At 46.9% G+C, this 20,764-nt stretch carries 13 protein-coding genes; 6 read left to right on the forward strand and 7 right to left on the reverse strand.

Translation table 11 applies throughout. The features are described 5' to 3' along the window. Window positions 1-216: 216 nt before the first annotated feature. Together Pan241w_RS16030 and Pan241w_RS16035 are read right to left on the reverse strand one after the other, a co-directional pair. A complete protein-coding gene (locus Pan241w_RS16030; protein ID WP_197999963.1) occupies window positions 217-714 on the reverse strand; it encodes a TMEM43 family protein in 498 nt (165 codons plus the stop codon). A gap of 107 nt (window positions 715-821) precedes the next feature. After that, window positions 822-1,847 carry a nucleoside hydrolase gene (locus Pan241w_RS16035; protein WP_145217786.1) on the reverse strand — a complete coding sequence of 342 codons (1,026 nt, stop codon included), beginning with the start codon at window positions 1,845-1,847 and terminating at the stop codon, window positions 822-824. A gap of 238 nt (window positions 1,848-2,085) precedes the next feature. Between Pan241w_RS16035 and rhaB the strand changes: the two genes are divergently transcribed. The 4 genes from rhaB to Pan241w_RS16055 all read left to right on the forward strand — a co-directional run bounded on the left by rhaB (window position 2,086) and on the right by Pan241w_RS16055 (window position 8,338). Beyond that, a complete protein-coding gene (gene rhaB / locus Pan241w_RS16040; protein WP_145217788.1) occupies window positions 2,086-3,576 on the forward strand; it encodes a rhamnulokinase in 1,491 nt (496 codons plus the stop codon). A gap of 126 nt (window positions 3,577-3,702) precedes the next feature. Continuing rightward, the gene (gene ftsY / locus Pan241w_RS16045; protein ID WP_145217790.1) at window positions 3,703-4,641 is read left to right on the forward strand and encodes a signal recognition particle-docking protein FtsY; all 939 of its coding nucleotides are present in this window, start codon (window positions 3,703-3,705) and stop codon (window positions 4,639-4,641) included. 489 nt (window positions 4,642-5,130) lie between these two features. Continuing rightward, the gene (locus Pan241w_RS16050) at window positions 5,131-6,507 is read left to right on the forward strand and encodes a porin (protein WP_197999964.1); all 1,377 of its coding nucleotides are present in this window, start codon (window positions 5,131-5,133) and stop codon (window positions 6,505-6,507) included. Between the two features lie 223 nt (window positions 6,508-6,730). Then, window positions 6,731-8,338 (forward strand): arylsulfatase, encoded by a 1,608-nt coding sequence (locus Pan241w_RS16055; RefSeq protein ID WP_197999965.1) that lies wholly within the window; start codon window positions 6,731-6,733, stop codon window positions 8,336-8,338. A gap of 64 nt (window positions 8,339-8,402) precedes the next feature. Here Pan241w_RS16055 and purH read toward each other — a convergent pair whose 3' ends face one another. Continuing rightward, window positions 8,403-9,986 (reverse strand): bifunctional phosphoribosylaminoimidazolecarboxamide formyltransferase/IMP cyclohydrolase, encoded by a 1,584-nt coding sequence (gene purH, locus Pan241w_RS16060; RefSeq protein ID WP_145217796.1) that lies wholly within the window; start codon window positions 9,984-9,986, stop codon window positions 8,403-8,405. Window positions 9,987-10,192: 206 nt separating this feature from the next. Then, on the reverse strand, window positions 10,193-11,341 hold the full coding sequence (locus Pan241w_RS16065; protein WP_197999966.1) for an outer membrane protein assembly factor BamB family protein: 1,149 nt from the start codon (window positions 11,339-11,341) through the stop codon (window positions 10,193-10,195). Between the two features lie 851 nt (window positions 11,342-12,192). Between Pan241w_RS16065 and Pan241w_RS16070 the strand changes: the two genes are divergently transcribed. After that, window positions 12,193-13,335 (forward strand): HEAT repeat domain-containing protein, encoded by a 1,143-nt coding sequence (locus Pan241w_RS16070; RefSeq protein ID WP_145217800.1) that lies wholly within the window; start codon window positions 12,193-12,195, stop codon window positions 13,333-13,335. Between the two features lie 39 nt (window positions 13,336-13,374). Here Pan241w_RS16070 and Pan241w_RS16075 read toward each other — a convergent pair whose 3' ends face one another. The 3 genes from Pan241w_RS16075 to Pan241w_RS16085 all read right to left on the reverse strand — a co-directional run bounded on the left by Pan241w_RS16075 (window position 13,375) and on the right by Pan241w_RS16085 (window position 18,013). Continuing rightward, window positions 13,375-14,721: a tetratricopeptide repeat-containing sulfotransferase family protein gene (locus Pan241w_RS16075; RefSeq protein ID WP_145217802.1), complete on the reverse strand. Its 1,347-nt coding sequence runs from the start codon at window positions 14,719-14,721 to the stop codon at window positions 13,375-13,377. A 57-nt stretch (window positions 14,722-14,778) separates the two neighbouring features. Continuing rightward, complete coding sequence (locus Pan241w_RS16080) at window positions 14,779-17,001, reverse strand: biotin/lipoyl-binding protein (RefSeq protein WP_145217804.1); 2,223 nt, start codon at window positions 16,999-17,001, stop codon at window positions 14,779-14,781. Window positions 17,002-17,065: 64 nt separating this feature from the next. Further along, window positions 17,066-18,013, reverse strand: coding sequence for an efflux RND transporter periplasmic adaptor subunit (locus Pan241w_RS16085; RefSeq protein WP_197999967.1), 948 nt, complete (start codon window positions 18,011-18,013; stop codon window positions 17,066-17,068). Window positions 18,014-18,689: 676 nt separating this feature from the next. Between Pan241w_RS16085 and Pan241w_RS16090 the strand changes: the two genes are divergently transcribed. Beyond that, on the forward strand, window positions 18,690-20,711 hold the full coding sequence (locus tag Pan241w_RS16090) for an HlyD family efflux transporter periplasmic adaptor subunit (RefSeq protein WP_145217808.1): 2,022 nt from the start codon (window positions 18,690-18,692) through the stop codon (window positions 20,709-20,711). Window positions 20,712-20,764 lie beyond the last annotated feature (53 nt).

Genomic DNA, 20,764 nt, shown 5'->3' on the forward strand with positions numbered 1-20,764 from the left:
GCCTCTTTCGCGCAGGATTTTCTGCGTGAAGAGTATTAGATATATCAAAGGTATCGGTTATATGGGTTATTCGACTTGTAGGAATCCTGCGTTCTTGGGCAGAAAGTTTGGATCCCGATCGGTAATCAACCACAAAACAGGAGAGATAGGGACGTAAGGCAATGCAACCGCCCATGCTGTAAGATTTACAACCAAGAATGGCTTCAAGAAATCAAATCAGGCTTGCTTCAGCGACTGCTTCAATCTGGCCCGCTTACCAGAGCGATACAAAACAAAAAGAGGAATCACACCGATTAATAGTAAGACTGCGCCGAACACAGGTCTTGCCACCATCCAGACGGCGGACATCAGAATCAGAGTGAGACTCAAAGAACTAAGAAGAGCAAATACGGTAATGCCGCGCCCCACAAAATTACTCAGTAGGGGAATTTTCTCAACAAGTACAACCAGGGGCTTAAAAAGCGTAGCCAGTCCCAGAAATAGAATGACCCAACCTGCAATTCGGAACCCCCAGTTGAATACGGTTGTCGAGCGCAGATCCTGAGTTTCGACAGGATCTACCGTTTCATTTTCAGGCATCTTTTTTTGTGTTTCCAAGATCACAGACTGGGCCTGTTCAAGCTTGAGCTCACGATCCAGTACTGTCGTTTCATTATGCCATAATAAAAATAGCCCTGCGATCAAAAAGACGATCCCTATTCCCAGATTTTTCAACGCAGTTTTGAAGCGTTTACTGAAGGAATTCTCTGAAATGGTCTCAGTTTTCTGGTTCATTAGATCTGACTTAAGAACGGAGAATTGTAAAAACACCGCGTTTTCAATTACGGTGCCGGCGGTTGACTGGAGAGACTCTCCAGTACTTCCTGAGTTCGGACGATCTGTTCTGGGGTCACGGTCAAATAGCGTTGCGTTCCATTGGGATCAGCAGCATACTCAAGTTTCCCCTGCGCATTGACTATAAATTTTCCAGGCGCTGATAACCCAAAATAGTTCCGGTCGGGCCTGACAGCATAGAGGACACTTGTTAGATCATACGTTGGGCGATCGTAGGGCATTTTGTGCCAGTATTCATATCCCATTTTGACAGGATGATGTTTTACATAGCTGTAGTCATTCAAAATACTGGTTGCGCGGTTTTGAATCGCACGACCGATTTCCCAACCACTGACAACCACAGGTATCTTGTCCGGCCATAATTCGTATAACGTGCGCGCCGCAGGAACATCCACTTTGACATTATACTCATGAAATGAATCAGGCTTATCCTGATCAAAACGGCCAATCATCTGGGAAAGGAGTTTGACCTTTTGAGTCACTAATTCCTGGCCCGTCAGGGGACTGACCTCATCTCCGGGAGATTGCAGCAGTCGCGCAATATTGGTCGAAAATCCGACAACAACCAGGACAACCGACTGATCCGTTTGGGCAGCCAGTGTTTTTCGTAAGACGCTGACCGCCTCGGGGATTTCCTCTGCATGCTGAAAATGACGTGGGAATACCGGCTTGCCATTCTCAGAATATTCAACCACCTTTCTCACATAGGAACCATCTTTTGGCGTGACTCCCTTTTGAACTCGTCCCAAAGGAATTTGAGGTCGTCCGTAAAACGTGTTTACCACATCACAATACAGTGCTGAATAGGGATTGTCTTTGCTGCTGGTCACGGCCAACAGCTCACACTCTCCCCGCGACTGCAGTGCATGGATCACTGCCAGAGCCAGGGCATCATCAATATCATTTCCGATGTCAGTATCAAATATCAGCTTTACCGGTTCTTCCGCTTTGACAGAGGTCGGAATCACAGAAAGGCTGAAAACCAGAAACAAACAAGCCATCATTGTTCGCATAACCAATTGTTTCTCTCATTTTTTGAGGATTTCGGAAATGGACTTCTTCAGGTCAGGATAGAGTCTCCTCCTGAAAAAGACAATCATCTACTGAACTGATTCCATGATCTGGAATTCTTTGCAGGGGGACAACCGGTATGCAATGAAATTCCCAGGAAGTTTTTGTATTATGAGGGTCCACAAAATCATTTTCATGTTGCATTTCAGGAATAGTTCTTCGAACAACAAGGGTTTTTAAATGCCAGAGCAGTGTTTTTTAGGAGTTGATTTAGGCGCCGAGAGTGGTCGCGTATTAGCAGGAATTCTGGAAGACAAACAGATCCGCCTGGAAGAGATCTATCGATTCAGCAATGGTCCCGTTCCGGTGGCAGGAACACGCCGCTGGAATGTCATTGGTCTCTGGTCATCAATTCTGAAAGGTCTGTCGTTGGCCGCCCAAAAATATGGGGACCAGATCATTTCGGTTGGCGTCGATACCTGGGGCGTTGACTACGTACTGCTTTCACAGAAGCAGGAACTCCTGGGACAACCTTACCACTATCGTGATCCCCGCACAGAAGGCATGCTGGATCTGGCAATCTTGCGCGTTCCTCAGCAGGAAATTTTCGATGCCACCGGTCTGCAGTTCATGGAGATTAACACGCTCTATCAACTATTGTCGATACAGCAGTCTGACCCGGAATTACTAAGTCAGGCACATTCATTCCTCCTGATGCCCGATTTCTTTCATTGGCTGCTCTCGGGAAGTCAAGTCGTTGAATTCACGAATGCAACCACAACACAATGCCTGAACCCGGTAACGGGAGACTGGGCAGGCGATTTGTTAAGACAGCTTGAGATTCCCACCAGTATGTTCCCCAAAATTGTCCCGCCGGGAACGAAATTAGGTACGCTCCGGGATGAAGTCATGCAACAGACGGGACTCGGCAAAATTGATGTGATCGCGCCTGCCACACATGATACCGCCTCGGCAGTCGCCGCCATCCCGACATCCCACACCGGAAATCCGGACTGGGCTTACATCAGTTCCGGGACCTGGTCTCTGATGGGCGTCGAAGTCAATTCTGCTGTTCTCGGCAAACGGGCATTTGAGTTGAATGTCACAAATGAAGGGGGCATCGATGGAACCTATCGACTATTGAAAAATATCATGGGGCTTTGGTTAGTCCAGGAATGCAGACGTGCCTATGAGCGTCGAGGCAAGAATCTGGATTATTCGGAGTTAGCCGAGGCAGCTGCTTCTGCGGATGCTTTTCGCTCGCTGGTCGATCCGGATGACGCACGGTTTCTCAGTCCTGATGATATGCTGGAGGCCATCAAAAGTTACTGTGAAGAAACTGGTCAACCAGTTCCGGAAAGCGAAGGCCAGTTTATTCGCTGTGCTCTGGAAAGCCTGGCACTCAAATATCGCAAGGTCCTCAGTTGGCTGGAAGAGTTGACCGGTACTCCCATCGAAGTCATTCATATCGTCGGCGGGGGGACAAAAAACGAGCTATTGAATCAATTCACAGCAAACTCCTGTCAGGTTCCTGTAATCACAGGGCCCGTGGAAGCCACCGGACTCGGAAATGTCCTGGTCCAGGCCAGAGCAGCGGGTTCGGTTAGTTCGCTATCGGAAATTCGAGAAATTGTCAGAAATTCCACTGAGACACAAAGATATGAACCGCATGACAAGGAACTCTGGGAACAGGCTCAACAACGGTTTGACAGTCTGTTGGACGCAAAATAAGAAACTATCACACAAATGGTGAGCGCTAACAGATGCTTGCCGTCTGTACCGGAAATCTATATCATCCCGGTCTGGAATTATTAATTACGACTTTCATCCAGCTTCATACAGTAAGAGAGTAGAAAAATGGGTCTGTTTGACCGCTTAAAACGTGGATTACAAAAAACCAAAGAAGTCTTACGAACCGATGTTCGCGACTTGTTCAAAGCGGGCGAAATCCTGGATGATCAAAAAATCGAAGAATTCGAGGCCCGCCTCATCAAAACAGACATGGGAGTGGCCTCTTCTTCTGCCATCTGTGAAGAAGTTCGTAAAAAACACGGTGGCAGAACAGTCATTCTTGAAGAAATAGAAGAAACCGTCAAAGAGAAAATCAGAACCTTACTTGAAGGGGAAGGCGATACAAAGTGGGATCTGGAAGACCCTCTGTCGCCACTGAATAAGAACCCCGACGGAGTGACTGTGATTCTTGTAGCCGGTGTAAATGGAGTCGGAAAAACTACTTCGATCGCAAAACTCGCCAACCTGATTCTCAAGCAGAATAAAACCGTATTATTAGCAGCCGGAGATACGTTTCGTGCTGCTGCTGTCGAGCAACTTACGATGTGGGCCAATCGGCTGGGTTGTGATATTGTAACTCGACCAGACGGAACTGATCCTGCCAGTGTCGCCTATTCCGGTTGTGAACGCGCTCTGGAAACCGGCGTTGATTATTTGATCATTGATACAGCGGGACGCTTACAGACCCATACAAACCTGATGGAAGAACTCCATAAAATTAAACGGGTGATCAGCAAGAAAATCCCTGGTGCACCACATGAAAGCCTATTGGTCCTGGATGCAACAACGGGACAAAATGGCATCAGCCAGGCGGAGAATTTTACGAAAGCAATTGAGTGCACCGGACTAATTTTAGCAAAATTAGATGGCACAGCCCGTGGTGGAGTCACCGTTGCGATCCGCCAAAAGATGGGCATCCCCGTCAAGTACGTCGGTGTCGGAGAGCAAATAGATGACCTGGAACTCTTTAACTCACAGGGATTTGTAGACGCTCTGTTCGTCTAATGCCTCCAAAACAGGCTTGTCTTAAAGTCTTATTAATGTGGTACTTCTACCATACTTGCAACTCTCCTTTTTCTTCTTTGCACGAAATACGCGCATTCTTAATGATATTTATCATTTGGTAAAATATTCGGTTCCCGGAATCTGGCGAACCATGCATGACCCTCCTGATCAAGCAGGTTTTTCTTGACGTATCTCTTTTAGTCAAAGCCACTACTGAGAATTCCGATATTCCGAGTTAGAGCCATCGTTTTGTTAGCGCTCATTGTTTGGACCGTGACAGGTCAACAGATTCTAGCGATGGCATGATTAATTAGACCGTCAGTATGGCTTCTATTAACTAAATGTTTTGGAAAGCATATACGCCTTCCTTCTGACGGTATGGAGACCAAGCACCTTACGCGTGTACTCAGGAGTTAAAATATGCAAACGTTGAAAGAATTCAAAAGAAAAGCCAGACTGACTGGGCTCCTACTAAGTGGGCTGGGTCTCATGGCTGTATCACCTGCATTTGGCGGTGATGCCAGTTGTGCTCCTTCTTGCACACCAGCACAGCCTAATGCTTGCTGCACGAAAGTGTATGAAGAAGCCGGTAACAAGCTGGCCACAGAACTTGAACGGTTAACAGCAGAATGCTGTGCCCCCAAGACCTGTGCCCCAGCCTGCACCGATCCCAACACCTGCTGCGGTGAAGAATCCAGCGAAGATGATGGCGATTGCTGCAGTGGACGTCTCACTCGTCTGTTCGATGACTGTGATGGCTGTGGTAATTTCCTGGAAGACAACGGCTGGAAACTCAGCGGTTGGCTGGAATTCGGTATTACCTTCAATGGTAACCGTCCTCAAAACGATTTGAACACACCGGGTGTGGGCTTCAACCAGGCTGACAGTCAGTTCATGTTGAACCAGCTCTACTTCGTTCTGGAAAAAGACGCTGCCGCCAACGAAGACTGCTTCGGTTGGGGTGGTCGTGTTGATATGGTTGTTGGTTCTGATGCTGCAGATACTGCAGTCTTCGGTGGACCTAACAACACTCCCAACTTCGATGGTACCTGGTCAGAAAATGACATTGCGACCGCCAACCAGATCGGTCTGGCAATGCCCCAGTTGTATGCATCATTGTATGCACCCATCGGAAACGGTGTCACATTAAACATCGGTCACTTCTACACTGTTATTGGTTATGAAGTGGTTCCCGCTCCAGATAACTTCTTCTACTCACATGCTTATACCATGCAGTACGATGAACCGTTTACTCACACTGGTGCATTAGCCAGTACTGATCTGAGCGACAACATCTCTCTGACAGGTGGTATCACAACTGGTTGGGACGATTTTGAAAATCAGAACAACGAGTGGAGCTTCCTCGGTTCTGTTGGCTGGACTAGCGACAGCGAAGACACTTCATTGACCTTTGCAATCAGCTCTGGTGGTGAAAATGACGCTTTCGGTGGAACTTCCAACCTGACAGTATTCAGTATTGTTGCTCAGCAGAAACTGAGTGACAACCTGTCATACGTGTTCCAGCACGACCACATGTTCTTCCGTAATGGTGACGCTGCTGACCCAGGTCAGGACGCTGAAGCTTACGGCATCAACCAGTATCTGTTCTACGAAATGAGCGATTGTGCTCAAGCTGGTATGCGAGTTGAATGGTGGCGTGACCACAACGGTACTCAACTGGGTAACCCCGGAACGGACTACTACGAAATCACTGCAGGTTTAAACTACAAGTTGAATTCCTGCCTGCGAATTCGTCCTGAAGTTCGCTGGGACTGGGCTGACGGTGCTGATCCCTGGACCACTTCAGATGGTGGTACCAAAGACAGCCAGTTCACTGTTGGTACAGACGTCATTCTCGTCTTCTAAAACACGAGAGTACCATCTCGAACAACCCCATTCAGTCAGCTGAATGAACCTGATATACTCAAAAGGGCCTTCCTCTCGCAGGAAGGCCCTTTTATTTTTAGCTATGCTTTTTTACGACCAGATCTTCCAGTTGATCTTTACAGCAGGAGTTTGACAGCTCTCATCCTGCCATGCTATGGTTGAGGTTCAGTATCTCTTATCATTCCTGAGACAGAACAGTAACATGCTTCAAAGAATAATCTACATAATCCTGGTTCTGACATTTCTTCCGAATTCTGTCCTTCGAGCAGATAAGTCCGTCTCCCCTCCCAATATTATTCTGGTCATGGCCGACGATCTGGGCTGGTCAGACATTGGTTGTTACGGTGGGGAAATTGATACGCCGCATATCGATTCTCTGGCACGTGACGGCATGAGATTCACTCAGTTTTACAACAATGCCATCTGTGGTCCCACCCGGGCGTCCTTATTAACAGGCCTGTATTGTCAGCAGACCGGGCATCGGGGCGACCACTGGAATGAACCAAAAGACTTTTCGCGGTGTGTGACATTTGGTGAAGTCCTGCAACAGGCGGGGTACCGAACCATGATGGTCGGCAAATGGCAGGGACGGGACTCAGCCCTGGATCGAGGGTTTGATCATTTTTTCGGCCCCATGTGTCAGGGAAAAATCAGTTATTTTCATGAAGTCAAACAGAATCCTTACTACTATGATCGCGAACGAATTAACCTGCCAGAAAACTTTTATCTGACGGATGCTTTGAATGACCATGCAGTTCGTTTTTTAAAAGGAGCACTTTCAGAACAGCAGCCTTTCCTGCTCTATGTGGCTCATATCGCCCCACACTGGCCCTTACACGCCCGGGAAGCTGAGATTGACAGATATCGTGAACTTTACCAGAAACAGGGCTGGAACCAGTTCCGTTCACAACGTTTTCAGACTCAACGTCAGATGGGGCTGATTCCCAAAACCTGGCAGCTGGCCCCACGTTCGCCCCTGATTCAAGACTGGGAAAAGGATCCGTTTCAGGCATGGCAAGCCGAACGAATGGCGGTCTATGCCGCTCAGGTCAAATCCATTGACCGTGGCCTGGGACAACTGCTGCAGACGTTAAAAGCAGCCGGCGCGGAGAAAAACACACTGGTCCTTTTTCTCTCTGACAATGGGGCTGCCCCCGATGGAGGACTGACACCGTCGCAGAGTGGTTTTGGCTTCAGTGCCCAATCCCGAAATCAAATGTGGCGAAAGGATGGCGTACTCATCAAACCGGGCAGTGGTCCAAACCACCTTCCCGGACCGGCTGACACCTTTGCCGCTTATGGACTGGCGTGGGCGACAACCAGCAACACCCCCTTTCGGGGAACCAAACTGGAAGGTTACGAAGGCGGAATTCGCACACCACTCATCGTCCGCTGGCCCGAAGTGATTCAGCAGGGAGGCACAATTACCAGACAACCAGGCCACGTGATCGACTTCATGCCAACCTTTCTGGAGATCGCAGGCGCTGACTATCCTCAGGAATTCAAAGGGCGACACCCTTTGCCCGTGGAAGGCAAAAGCCTGGTTCCGGTCTTCCGGGGGGAACAACGGGAAGCACACGAAGTACTCGGCTGGGATCTCCCACGGCATCAGGCGATCCGCGCAGGGAACTGGAAAGCAATTCTGCCCAGAAAACAGCCTGATAAATGGCAACTGTATAACCTGAAGAAAGATGGCACAGAGACGACAGATCTGGCTGCAACACATCCTGATCGTGTGAAAACGATGTCACAACAGTTTCAGGTCTGGTACAAACATGTCCATTCAAAATCAAATCCACCAGGCAGGTAACTCTATCCGGACTCACCACACTGTCTGAGACAGTGACGAGCCCGCACGCAGTCCCCGCAGGTGATCAATGTTTGAAATGTCGAAGACCAGTGAAGACCATAGCGATCTGATGCTCATTACAGGCTTCAATCACCTCTTCATCGCGGACTGACCCACCTGGCTGAATGATCGCAGTAACACCCGCTTTCGCGGCTTCGTCAACTCCGTCGCGAAATGGAAAGAAGGCATCAGAGGCCACAATTGCCCCTTTACTTCGCTCACCTGCCTTATATGCGGCGATATAGGAGGAATCGAGCCGACTCATCTGACCAGCCCCCGCTCCCAGCAGCATTTCATCTTTTGCCAGCACGATCGCGTTTGATTTCACATGACGACACACGATCCAGCCAAACGACAAATCATGTAATTCCTGTGGCGTTGGTTCCCGTTTCGTGACAACTTTCCAGTCGGTACTGTCATCACGAAGCTCATCTTTCTCTTGAACCAGTAAGCCGCCCGAGACTCTTCGATAATCCAGGCTGGCAACTTGTGGAGGCACCATCATCGGACACTTCATCAAACGCACATTTTTTTTCCACTTGGGTTTCGTAGTGAGAAGTTCAAACGCATCGGGATCAAATTCAGGAGCAATAATCGCTTCAATAAAGCGGTTCGGTTCACATAATTTCTCAGCAGTCTCACGATCAATGGGACGATTGAAACTCATGATGGACCCAAACGCGCTGACTGGATCGCCGGCATAGGCTTTCTCAAATGCCTCAGCCAGTGAATCCGCGGTGGCACAACCACAAGGGTTTGTGTGCTTAATTACAACGGCGGCAGGTTTGTCAAAATCGCTGGCAATCTGTAATGCCGCATCCAGATCAAGAAAATTATTGTAAGAAAGTTCTTTTCCATTCAGTTGCTCAGCATTCGCCACGCTGGCAGCAGGAGGCTGCTTTTCAACATAAAAAGCAGCACTCTGATGAGGATTCTCCCCATACCGCAATTGATCTCTACGAACAAGATTAATACTAATCTGCTCAGCAAATCGTGAATCGGTGCCTTCCTGAGCCGGTAATACAGAAGACATATAATTTGCAACGGCACGATCATAACAGGCCGTCATTTCAAATGCCGCTGCTGAAAGTTCAAGACGAAACTCCGGCGTCAAAGGACCTGCCTGTAACGCACTGAGCACCCGATTGTATTGCCCCTCTGAAGTAACAATCCCCACATAGGCATGATTTTTGGCAGCAGACCGCACCATACTCGGACCGCCGATGTCAATCTGCTCTATGGCTTCGGCTAAGGTCACATCTGGTTTGGCAATCGTTGCTTCAAATGGATAAAGATTACAGACGACCAACTCGAACGGAACTATTTCAAATTCCTGAATCGCTGCTGCATCACCAGGCAGGTCCGGTCTGCCTAAAATTGCACCATGCACTTTGGGATGGAGCGTTTTAACTCGTCCATCCATTAACTCTGGAAATCCGGTGTACTCAGAGATATCAATGACATTCACTCCCTGCTCTTCCAGATAGCGACGCGTGCCTCCCGTTGATATAAATTCAAAGCCTAATTCAGCAAGACCTTTCACAAAAACATCAAGGCCCGATTTATCACTGACACTCACCAATGCACGACGCGGATGCGAATTACTCATTTGTTTCTTAATCAATTGCCTGAGAACGCAGAAAAGCCATCACTTTTCCACAAAGTTATAGAATTACTCCAAGTGCTGTCGAAGCTGATTTTGCTACGTTTTGGCAGACAAGATGCCGACAGACACTCAACCAAAAGTCAGTTTAGCTGCAAAGCAGTCAGAAAACAAACCTGAAGGAGTTGACTTTAATGAATGCGGACGCCTCTTTACTGTTCAGGGTTGGCATCTGCTGGAGCAGCCGCGGAATCTCCAGCTGTGGAGCTCACTTCGGGAGCGATTTCGGGCAAAATAGGATAACGATCCTGGTGTTTAAACCGAATCGGAAATGGCAGGTCGCTCTGCCTTAAACACATCACTAAGCCAGATTCTGAAGCACAGAAAATACGATCTGTCCGTTCATTCATCAATTTAATCTGGAATTTCCGCAGAGGCACAGCAGAAAGCACCGCACCATCCGTACGGGAAAGAACCAGCAAATTTCCAATCTCATCGGTAGCATACAGGCGAGTTGGTGAAAGTGAGACAAAACTAGAACCGAGTGGCTGCCACCATTGTTCCTGCCCTGTTGTGGCTGAAAGTTGAAAGATTCCTTTTTTCCGTGATGAAAGATAAACCTCGTCATCGAGAACTGTCACTGGCTTGAGTAAGGGGAATGAAGTACGAATTCTCCAACGTACAATCCCATTCAAAATATTCAAACAGTACAAATTCTGATCTTCTGAAGCGAGAAAAACACTCTTTTCATTCTCAGCTAAACTGGCTGAGATAGGAGCATCTGTCTCAAATTGGAACGTGAGTTGACGATCATTCAGAGTGACCGAGTAAAGAGATCCATCCTGACTAGCAAACAAGAGCGTACGATTTGTAACAACCGGTGGCGTGGTAACCTTGTCCCCAGTCTGATAGGTCCAGCGAATTGCACTTTCCCGCCAGGCTGGCAGTTTCGATTCATTGCTTAATTCTTTTAACCGCTTTAAATCCCAGGCATAGACCCGCCCATTCAAAGTTCCTACGTAAATCGAATCTTCATCAGCCGTGGGGCTTGTGGATGCAGAACCTGGAAGTTGCAGTTCCCAGTCAATTTCACCATTCAACCTGTTAATGGAGTACAGTTTCATACCAACTGTAATAAAGACATACTTAGAATTTGAAACGGGAGGATAGCTGATATTATTCCCGCGCCCTAACTGTGTGGCCCACAGTTTTTTACCGGTCTCATTGTTGAAAGCGGTGATAATTCCCGCAGTTGAAAGTGCATATAAATTAATTTCATCCAGAGACAGATGAACGATTTTATCTCGCTGTGGATCTACAGTCGCCTGTCCCCACCATACACGATCCAAATCGTATTGCACTAATTCTCGTTTCGAAAGTAGAGATATGCCAACTGAGGAGTCATTAAATCGCTGAGCTAAAAGACAATCATTCACAGAGACTGTCATTATTAACACCAGACAACTTATCGCCAACTTCTTCCAAACAGACATATTATGTTCTTTTCAAGTTTGATTCAGGAAACAGAGTTTTCTTGAAGAAAGGAACGGCCTCAATGACTGAAACCGCAGTACGAATTTTGTTCTTTTGAAGTTTACAACATGAACGCGCTCTAATCGAAATCTGTCTTTATAAACAGACTTGGATTCCAGAGCCCAATTCTGCTGAGCATGACTCACTCCACCCATTCTACCCACTCATCCAATCTGGAATCCAGCTTTGTTCGGGCTAGATTTCGAGAATTTTCAGTCCCCAGACTGAACATTTCAGCGTTATTCTCACTATTTATAGAGTCACAAGCCGATTATCTCACAAAATGGCACGCTCAAATCAGTCTATGATCCTGAATATTTAGAATCACCCGTAAAATTGAATCCCTCCATTTTAAGAACTTCCGATTCCTGATTCCAAAGCCTACAATAGCACTATTCATAGTGAATATTTCAATTCCACATGGAAGAACAAATACAAGTCTGTCGAATTCAATTCGAATACCATCAATGATTAAAAGCGAACTGGTATGAGAACAAACATCACAAGCGCCACGCAATTCTGCAAATCCTTTTTTGACACAATTTTGGTCTTCTGCGTTTGGATCAGTGTTGTTGTTTTTCTCTCCTCTGTCGCGTCTGCAGATCTAATCAAGCTTAAAAACGGTGGTGAAGTCCGGGGCAAGCTCCTGAGAACAACATCGGGATCTGCAGAGACCCGCGTGATTCAAACCCTCTCAGGGGGATCGATTACGATCGATTCTCAAAACATTGAATTCATCACAAATCGTCCGCTTTCGATTGAGGAATACGAATCCCGGTCTAAAGAAATCGAGGATACCGTCGAGGCACACCTCAGACTCGCTGACTGGTGCTTGAAAAATCATCTCAGTTCTCAACGCCTCGAGCAAATGGAAAAAATCATCCAACTCGATCCCGACCACGCCAAAGCGCGTGCTGCACTTGGATATTCAAAGCGGGATGGTGAATGGATGACGCGCGATGAAGTCATGCGCAAAAATGGTTATATCAAGTACAAAGGCCGTTATGTCTCCTCAGCCGAGTTGGAATTACTCGAAAAAAACCAAGCTGAGCTGGAAGCAGAACGAAAATGGATCAAGAAAGTCAAGCTCTGGCTGATCTGGCTTAATGGGAATGATCTACTACAGCAACAGGAGGGGTTAAAGAATTTCCAAGAGGTTAGTGACCCGCATGCTGTCGCAGCCCTGGCACGCTTAATGGGAAAACATAAACACATTGCCATCCGGTCTCTGCTAGTCGCAACACTTGATCAGATTCCGGGAAACAAGCCGCTTCGCCCACTGGCTGAACTAGTTCTGACGGATCCGATCCAGACGATTCGAAACTCTGCGCTGGAAGTACTGACGAAGCGAGATGCCACTGGTGCAATCGCCTTTTTTATCGAAGGGCTAAAAAACAAATCGAACATCATTGTTAAGAGAGCAGGCCAGGGACTTGAATCAATCGGAGATCGATCTGTCGTTCCCGATCTAATCTCCGCATTAACTACCAGCCATACTTATCGTGTCAGGGTTCCCGACACAACATCTACTTACAGTTACAACACAAACGGTACATTCGGCGGTTCGGGAGTTGTCCTGCCCCCAGATATTGAAGCAGGTTTATTAGCCGGCCGCTATCCGAATGGAGTGATCGTACTCCCTTCCCAACAACCCAAAGTGCAAATGCGGACCGTATCAGTCAAACATTTACATCAAAACGAAGCCGTGCTGCTCGCATTACAAAAAATCACACAGCAAAATTTCGGCTACAATGAGAGACTCTGGCGACTTTGGTGGGCTTCAACCCAGAATCAGACCGGTTTGGTTCCCGTCATTCAGTAAATGCCAGGAACTGACATTGGCCCATTTTCTCAAGCCAGATCAGCCATCAACGAACGCTAAAGCGTCGCGCAGCGCGTCAAGATGCGAGTCATAGTTTTTCCAGCGATCCAGACCAGAACGATTCATCGGACGGCGAACCTGCCAGTTGCTTGCTGTGGTGACAGGGCGACTGTTGTCATGGAATTGCAGGCATCGATCATCCCAGTCGACGTCGATAAAATCAATCAGCTTGCGAGACACGTCCTCCTGGTTTTCTACCAGATCAGAATAATGTAACTCAAAAGGTGTCACCGGTAATACTTCCTTCCAATGCTGCATCAGCCGTTCGTATTCTCGGTAGTAGAGCCCCAGATGCGTTAAATCAAACGAATAGTGATGCCCGCTACGGAAACGCTGAAAATAGCAGGAAAGACAAGTATCAAGCGGGTGCCTTTGGCTATGAATCACTTTTGCCTCAGGCAACATGATAGCAATCAACCCAAGATAGAGAAAATTGCCAGGCATTTTATCAATAATACGAATCGCCGAATGGTCAAACGTTCGCAAGCGGCGCAGATAAGCATCGGCAAATCCAGAGAAGACCTGCTCTGGAAGATGTGCCATGTAATCTGGAAAATCTACTTTTTGTGTCGCATGCTGCTTCATGGTGCCGGCGATACTGGCAATATCCGGCAGCTCCCCTGCTCCATGCACTTCAGGATGACTGGATAAAATCTGCTCCACCAGTGTCGTGCCGGTACGTGGCATGCCTACGATAAAAACCGGGACTTTACTCCGATTTCCTGCTGCAGCCAGATTCTGTATCATTTCAGTAGAAAAGATAGAAATCACCCGATCGATTTCTGTTCTGAATTGATCAATTTCAAACTGGGCTTTCTTAAATCGATTTCCCATCTCATAAAATGAGAATGCCTTCTCGTAGTCCTGAATGTCATTAAAGATTTTTCCAGCCGCAAATCCCAGAAAACAGCGATCAACATCAGACAGGTCTGTTCGCGCAGCCTGTTGTTCGACAAGGGAAACAATCGGATCGTCGGCCATAAATTTTCGAGTTGCCGAATAATTGAAATATGCTTCGGCGTAATCGGGCTTTAACTCTAAAGCCGTCAGATAATGCTGTTCTGAAAGCGCGAAATCCCCCACCAGGCGATAGACTGCTGCAAGATTATGGTGGAATTCGGCAACGTTCGGCTTGAGTGCAATTGCTTTTTTGAGCCGTTCGATGCCGTTCGCATATTCACCGCTGTTAGAAGCCGCCAGGCCGTAGAAATGCAGAAAATCAGCATTATTGACATTGGACGGATAATACGGCGTTAACAGCGCTTCTGCTTTTTTTGCTTGATTGGCTTTAAGTAATTTGACTGCTTCAGAGAGAAGTTGAGACATGCTTTCCTTAATACTGTATTGTAATGATTCGCGTAGTCGCGCTGTGAGAGAGCTTACTCAGAGACGGAAATGGAATGTTTTGCGGAAGTAGCGCCATAACCATTGCCCCGTTGTTAACTGACTGACCAGAAATCGGGCTTTCCCTCGCATATTGGCACGAAACAAGACCACATCTTCATCAAGGGGAACGATCGCCTGATACGCCGTACTGGTTAACTTTTCACGACCATCCTTATCAGTGACCGTTGGTAATTCTCCCCCCATTTTGTTGGAGAGAGTCGGTGGAACATAATCAAGATGACCGTGTGCAACTCGTTCAATTTTGGACTCATAAGTTTTATCTGGTAAATGTTCCAGCTTGAGTTCGACCGTCTGATCCACGTTGAAATCATTACGGTATTCCTGATCGATAAATAAAACTGCCTGAAAACGAGACTCGGGAGCAATGCTCAGCATGTGAGTTCGTTCTTCGAGATAGCAGTTGGCGTTTTTCGCATCCAGAGGTGTTCCAAACCAGCGTGATAATTGTTTTTTCGAGTCAGATAATTTGGGCTCTGGCTGACTGGCGGGCGCCACAACTGTTCCACTGATCGGGGCAACCACTTTCATATTGCTCAGCTGCTCTTCGATTTCTGCAATTCTTTCTTCAATTGTCGCGAGTTCCTCTTTTGAAACTTTCACACCAGCCAAATCGTCAAGTGCCAGATATTTCTTGATCTCACCTTCTTGAACCTGACGCTGGTTTTTTAAGTTGCTCAGTTCATCTTCCTTTTCGAGATTTACGATGCTCGCCAGAAGTTGACCTTTTTCCACATGTTGCCCCGGTTCGACATAGACCTGATCCAATCTACCGGTTTCTGTAGTATAAACATGCTTTACGTCATAACCCTCTACAATGAAGGGGGCTTCAAAATGCATGGGAACAGGGATCAGGAGAATTCCAAGAATCGCAGCAGCAAAGACAGTCAATGTCGCTGAGACTTTCCAGTAATTCATGGGTTCGGTCCTCGGTGCAGTAATAATTTTGTAAATGTTGGAGACAATCCCCCAAATGAATGTCACGATCGAAATGACAGCAAGCGTGATTCCAATACTCTGTAAATCATAAGGCTTCAGCACGGTATACAGAAAAAGCGTAATACCGAACATAATAAACCAGCGATATAACGACGCAGAGATCGCATACACGATAAACCAGAATTTTCCGGTCTCCGGCATAAACGGATCTCGCTGAGACTCGATTCCCAGACAATACCAGGCAAACGTGTCGCGAAGGTGCTTATCCGCTTTTTGCCTTAAGTTGGGAATTTCCAGCAAATCGCTCATCATATAGTAGCCATCGAACCGCATCAGCGGGTTGGCATTAAAGATCACGGTTGTCACCGTGGAAACGAAAAACAGGTTCAATGCCAGGTGGTTCAGGAGACCTGGTTTAGTAAACCACCAGACCCAGACTGCAATCGCGGACATAATCACTTCGATATACATCCCCGCTCCGCCAATTATGATTCTCTGCCATTTGTTTCTTAGCATCCAGGAATCGGAGACATCACAATACAGGCAGGGACTGAAAACCAGGAACATGATCCCCATGCCATGACACTCACCACCATAGTGCTTGCACGATAACCCGTGGCCAAATTCGTGAATCACTTTCGCGGCACCGAGTACAAACCACATATAAATCAGGTTAGGCCAGCCAAAAAACTGCTGAAACTCGGGTAATCGACTGCGAAATGCTTCGAATTGCACGCCGATCAAAATCCAGGAAGAGACGATCAGCAAAACAAACATCGTCGTTGCCCAGGGACGCCACATCCATTTCACATAGGGATATAACCACTGCAGAGTTGTTTCCGGATCCCAACCAGGGAGTCTGAGATACATCAGATTGCGAAAAGTCGTAACTAATTTCTTTTTATGTTCTTCCCGCCGCTGTTTGATTAGCGTGACGCCTTGTCCCGGCCGTCCACTCGTGAGCAAGCCTTTACGATATAAGTCGGAAATCAATTGCTGGATTTCCGAAATCGAAAGCAGCAATGTCGGATACTGTCGATGCACTTCATCCTTGATCTCATCGGGATTACGTTCTCCATTTAGCAGATTCAGAATATAGAACTGCTCAGGATGAAGTCGCGTGTACTTAAGTGATACCGGATCTTTGATCACCCAGTATCCCAGACCTTTGTAATGAATCCACTTGCTGATTAAATCATCGCGCACCCTCAACGGAATCGGCCGTTCGGTTGAGGATGTCATCGATTCGCTTAAAGTGCTCATATGCTGTAAAAGTCTTTAACAGGAAAGAATGCTTGAAAATGTGTTTTGGGTTAAAAATGATTTCCTATTTTTTGACTGAAGTTTCCGCAGCCACTTTATTTTCAGTTTTGTCAGGCATGATTTTCATCGTGGCCATATAACCGGCTTTCAAAACATTTTCCGGGTTTTCCACTTCTGCCCAGACACGAATCGACTTCCCATGAATAGGCTCGACTTCAACATCAACAAACACGATCCGGCCGGTGTATTTATTATTTTCAATTGGCAAACGAATCCCGGGAATGTCTAATTGAACTTCAACCGGTGTTCCAATCTGAAACTTCCAGGTATCGTCAATATTAACATATCCTTCTACTTTGACGCGTTTGGTACTGACGAGTTCCAAGACTTCATCACCGTGTCTGACAACTTCGCCCGTCGAACGGAATTTTTTCGTGACAATCCCATCAAAGGGAGCCGTTACCTTAGTCTCTTCGATCTGAGCATCAATTTCTTCAAGCTGCAATTTACTCATTGCAAATTCCAACTCAGCCTGTTCAATTTGCAGATCACTCTTTTCTGCATTGAGCTGCAACCGTTTAATATCCAGCTTCGAAATCGTATTCGAAACGCGTTTATTGATATCCAGGTTCATCTCCAGTTCGACATAAGCGGTATCGCGCGCTTTTTTGGAATAGCGGATTTCAATATCATTGGAAGAACGTTTTTCGGCCGTCTTGCGTGACGCCTTTAACGCATCGCTCTTCAATGCCGCGATCACCTGCCCCTTTTTGACCTGTTCCCCTTCATTCGGCTCTACAAATTCAAGTACCCCCGGGCGATCACTTCCCAAAATCACACGATCAATCAATTTTATCCGGCATTCATTGACAGTAATCTCAGAGCCCGGACTGGGTGGTGTGACCTTTTCTTTGGCCTGATCGCTCGCGTCAAGATTTCGCTCTGCCAAAATCAGGCTGGCTCCAATCATCAAAACCAAGCAGAACAAAGTATTCCCTAAGCTTAACTTCATTTCTTCACCCTCAATTTGAATCCGATATTTTAGTGAATGCGGAAAACACTTCCCGATCCGTCGATTTGTCAACAAACTCTGGTAGATATAAATATAGACACTTCTGAGCCTCATATCTAACGCTTGCCTCCCCCCGCTGACAAGCGATTTTCCATAATGCGCATATGAATTTTAAGAGGGGGGTTGGAACATAACGCCAGGTTGAGACAGAGCATCTCGGCCACACAACCATCCTATTCCACCTATTCAAACCGTTCCCCCATTTATCGAATCGGAGAAGAGGACTCTTCTCAAATTCGATTTATCGTAAACCACTATCAGTTTTTGAATTATATCCAGTTCTCATTATACGCATGTTATACTTTAAATATTGGACCGTCTCTTATGGTAATAGGCCATTTATAGGAATCTTCCCCCTTAAACCGGTTAGACAAACCTTCCGTTTCAATTACGCAACATGGGGAAAAAATTAAGTTTACGACAAAATCGTATTTTGCAAACGCCCTCACTCCCGAATAAAATCAGAATATGTAAGATTGTCCAGACAATGAAAATTGGTGTGTGAACATACTTAAAACCATATTTTCTGGCACTCTTACCGTATAATTTCCAGAAGACTTCTATCTTCAGAAATTTGAAACCGGTAAATAACAGACCAAACAGGTAACTGATCTCGATGACAAGTACTCAATCACCCAGCCAAACCCGTGAACGTGTTATTCGCATCGCAAGGGAAATCGAAGAGTTCGCTCATTCAAATGTGGCAGCGGAGACATTCTTTCGTGAATTCCTAAGAAGAGTGGTAGCCGGTCTGGGAGCCACAGCTGGCGCAGCCTGGTTAATCGACGAAAGCGGTCGACTGGCAATCAAAAGTGAAGTGAACCTGGCAGATACCGGTTTTTACGAAGAGCCTGAAGCCATTCTTAAAAACCAGCGACTGTTATCTGACGTCTTATCCACGGCGGAAGCAAGGATCTTCACAGCAGACACAGAGAGTGATGTCCATTTACCGACCGACAACCTCATCATTGTCGCTGCATTAACCATCCGGAAAAAACCGGTGGGTGTCATTGAAATATTCCAACGGCCGAACTCCCCCAAACAGGCTCATCCGGGTTATCTGCAGTTCGTTGAGCAAATGTCAGGTTATGCTTCGCACTATCTGACAGAACGCGAAAAAGCAAGTAAAACAGATTCCTCGCTCGAAGTCTGGGAAGAAGTCGATCAATTTGTGCAACAAATTCATCGCAGCCTCGATCTCAACGAAGTCGCAGCCACCATCGTCAACGATGGCAGACAACTGCTTGATGCAGACCGAGTCAGCTTGGCAATGCAATATGGTAAGAAAACCGTTATTGAAGCCATCAATGGTCAAGACAAAGTAAATAAGCGAGCCAACACTGTCCGGCTACTTTCCAAACTGGCTAACAAAGTCCTTTCCATGCGGGAAACATTTATTTATTCCGGGGCAGTGGAATCGATTCCCCCTCAGATTGAAGAACCACTGGCTGATTACCTTCAGGAAAGCGGAACCCGGATGATCATGATCGTCCCCCTGTTTGAACCTGAGAAGGTGATTAAGAACGACGAGGAAGCACTGGGGGGACGTAAAGCAGATGTCCCCCAAAAACTAATCGGTGGTTTGATCGTCGAACAAATTACAGACAGTCAACCAAGACCACACCTGGAAAAACGCTCAGACCTGCTCGCAGGTCATATTGCCAGCGGAATTGCCAACTCTCGCAATTATGAAAGCATTTTCATGATGCCCTTCTGGCGGTTCATCGGTCGGTGCTTTGCGGCATTAAGAGGAAAAACCCTGGTCAAAACCCTGGTCATCACAGCGTTGATCATAGCTGCTGGAATCACTCTGGCTTTAGTCCCCTATGATTACCGTGTTTCTTGTGACGGCAGGCTGATGCCGACAGTTCAACGGGAAGTTTTTACAAACTGGGAAGGTGAGGTCGTCGCAATCCACGTGGAAAGTGGTCAACGGGTGAAAAAAGGAGACCTGCTGATCGAAATTCGCAATGAAGACCTCAAAGCCCAGGCTCTGGAAACGCAAAATAAGTTAAAAGAGCTTCATACCCAAAGGTTTGCTACCAATGCTCGTCTCCAAGCCGATAACAACAAACGCCCCAGCGAGGATATAATCAATCTGCGTGGAAAATTATTTGAAATACGAACACAGATTCTAGGCGTGGAAAAGCATTTGAAGATTTTGAAAGACCGCTTGGATAAACTGAATGTTAAAGCTCCCATTGACGGCGTGGTCACAACGTTCCAGATTGAGCAACTCCTGATCAACCGCCCCGTCCAGCGTGGGGAATTATTGCTGGAAATTATGGACCCGACAGGCCCCTGGCAATTGGAGCTTGATGTCGAAGAAAAACGAATGGGACATATTCTCAGAGCTACTGAGAAAAAAGGAGACATCGGCCTGCCAGTGGAATTTATTCTGGCCACCTCAAATGAACTGACCTACGAAGGTGAAGTGACCGAAATCTCAACACGTGCGAATTCATCCGAAGAGAGTGGCAGTATCGTGGAAACCTATGCGACCTTCGACAAAGAAGAACTGCCGATGTTGCGTATCGGAGCAGAAGTCAGTGCGAAAATCGACTGTGGAGAACGCAGCTTGTTCTATGTACTCTTTGGGGATGTCGTGGAAACCTGCCGACGTTACTTCTGGTTCTAATCCGCATTGCTGCAACGAAACCTGAAACACAAACAGCTCCCCCGTTTTACAAA

The sequence above is a fragment of the Gimesia alba genome (assembly GCF_007744675.1).
GTDB lineage: Bacteria > Planctomycetota > Planctomycetia > Planctomycetales > Planctomycetaceae > Gimesia > Gimesia alba.

Bases quoted from the DNA above. Each gene is read 5' to 3' on its own strand.
- Pan241w_RS16055 (WP_197999965.1), top strand. From the start codon at position 6,731: ATGCTTCAAAGAATAATCTACATAATCCTGGTTCTGACATTTCTTCCG.
- Pan241w_RS16090 (WP_145217808.1), top strand. From the start codon at position 18,690: ATGACAAGTACTCAATCACCCAGCCAAACCCGTGAACGTGTTATTCGC.
- Pan241w_RS16085 (WP_197999967.1), bottom strand. From the start codon at position 18,013: ATGAAGTTAAGCTTAGGGAATACTTTGTTCTGCTTGGTTTTGATGATT.
- Pan241w_RS16080 (WP_145217804.1), bottom strand. From the start codon at position 17,001: ATGAGCACTTTAAGCGAATCGATGACATCCTCAACCGAACGGCCGATT.
- Pan241w_RS16035 (WP_145217786.1), bottom strand. From the start codon at position 1,847: ATGCGAACAATGATGGCTTGTTTGTTTCTGGTTTTCAGCCTTTCTGTG.
- Pan241w_RS16075 (WP_145217802.1), bottom strand. From the start codon at position 14,721: ATGTCTCAACTTCTCTCTGAAGCAGTCAAATTACTTAAAGCCAATCAA.
- rhaB (WP_145217788.1), top strand. From the start codon at position 2,086: ATGCCAGAGCAGTGTTTTTTAGGAGTTGATTTAGGCGCCGAGAGTGGT.
- ftsY (WP_145217790.1), top strand. From the start codon at position 3,703: ATGGGTCTGTTTGACCGCTTAAAACGTGGATTACAAAAAACCAAAGAA.
- Pan241w_RS16050 (WP_197999964.1), top strand. From the start codon at position 5,131: ATGGCTGTATCACCTGCATTTGGCGGTGATGCCAGTTGTGCTCCTTCT.
- purH (WP_145217796.1), bottom strand. From the start codon at position 9,986: ATGAGTAATTCGCATCCGCGTCGTGCATTGGTGAGTGTCAGTGATAAA.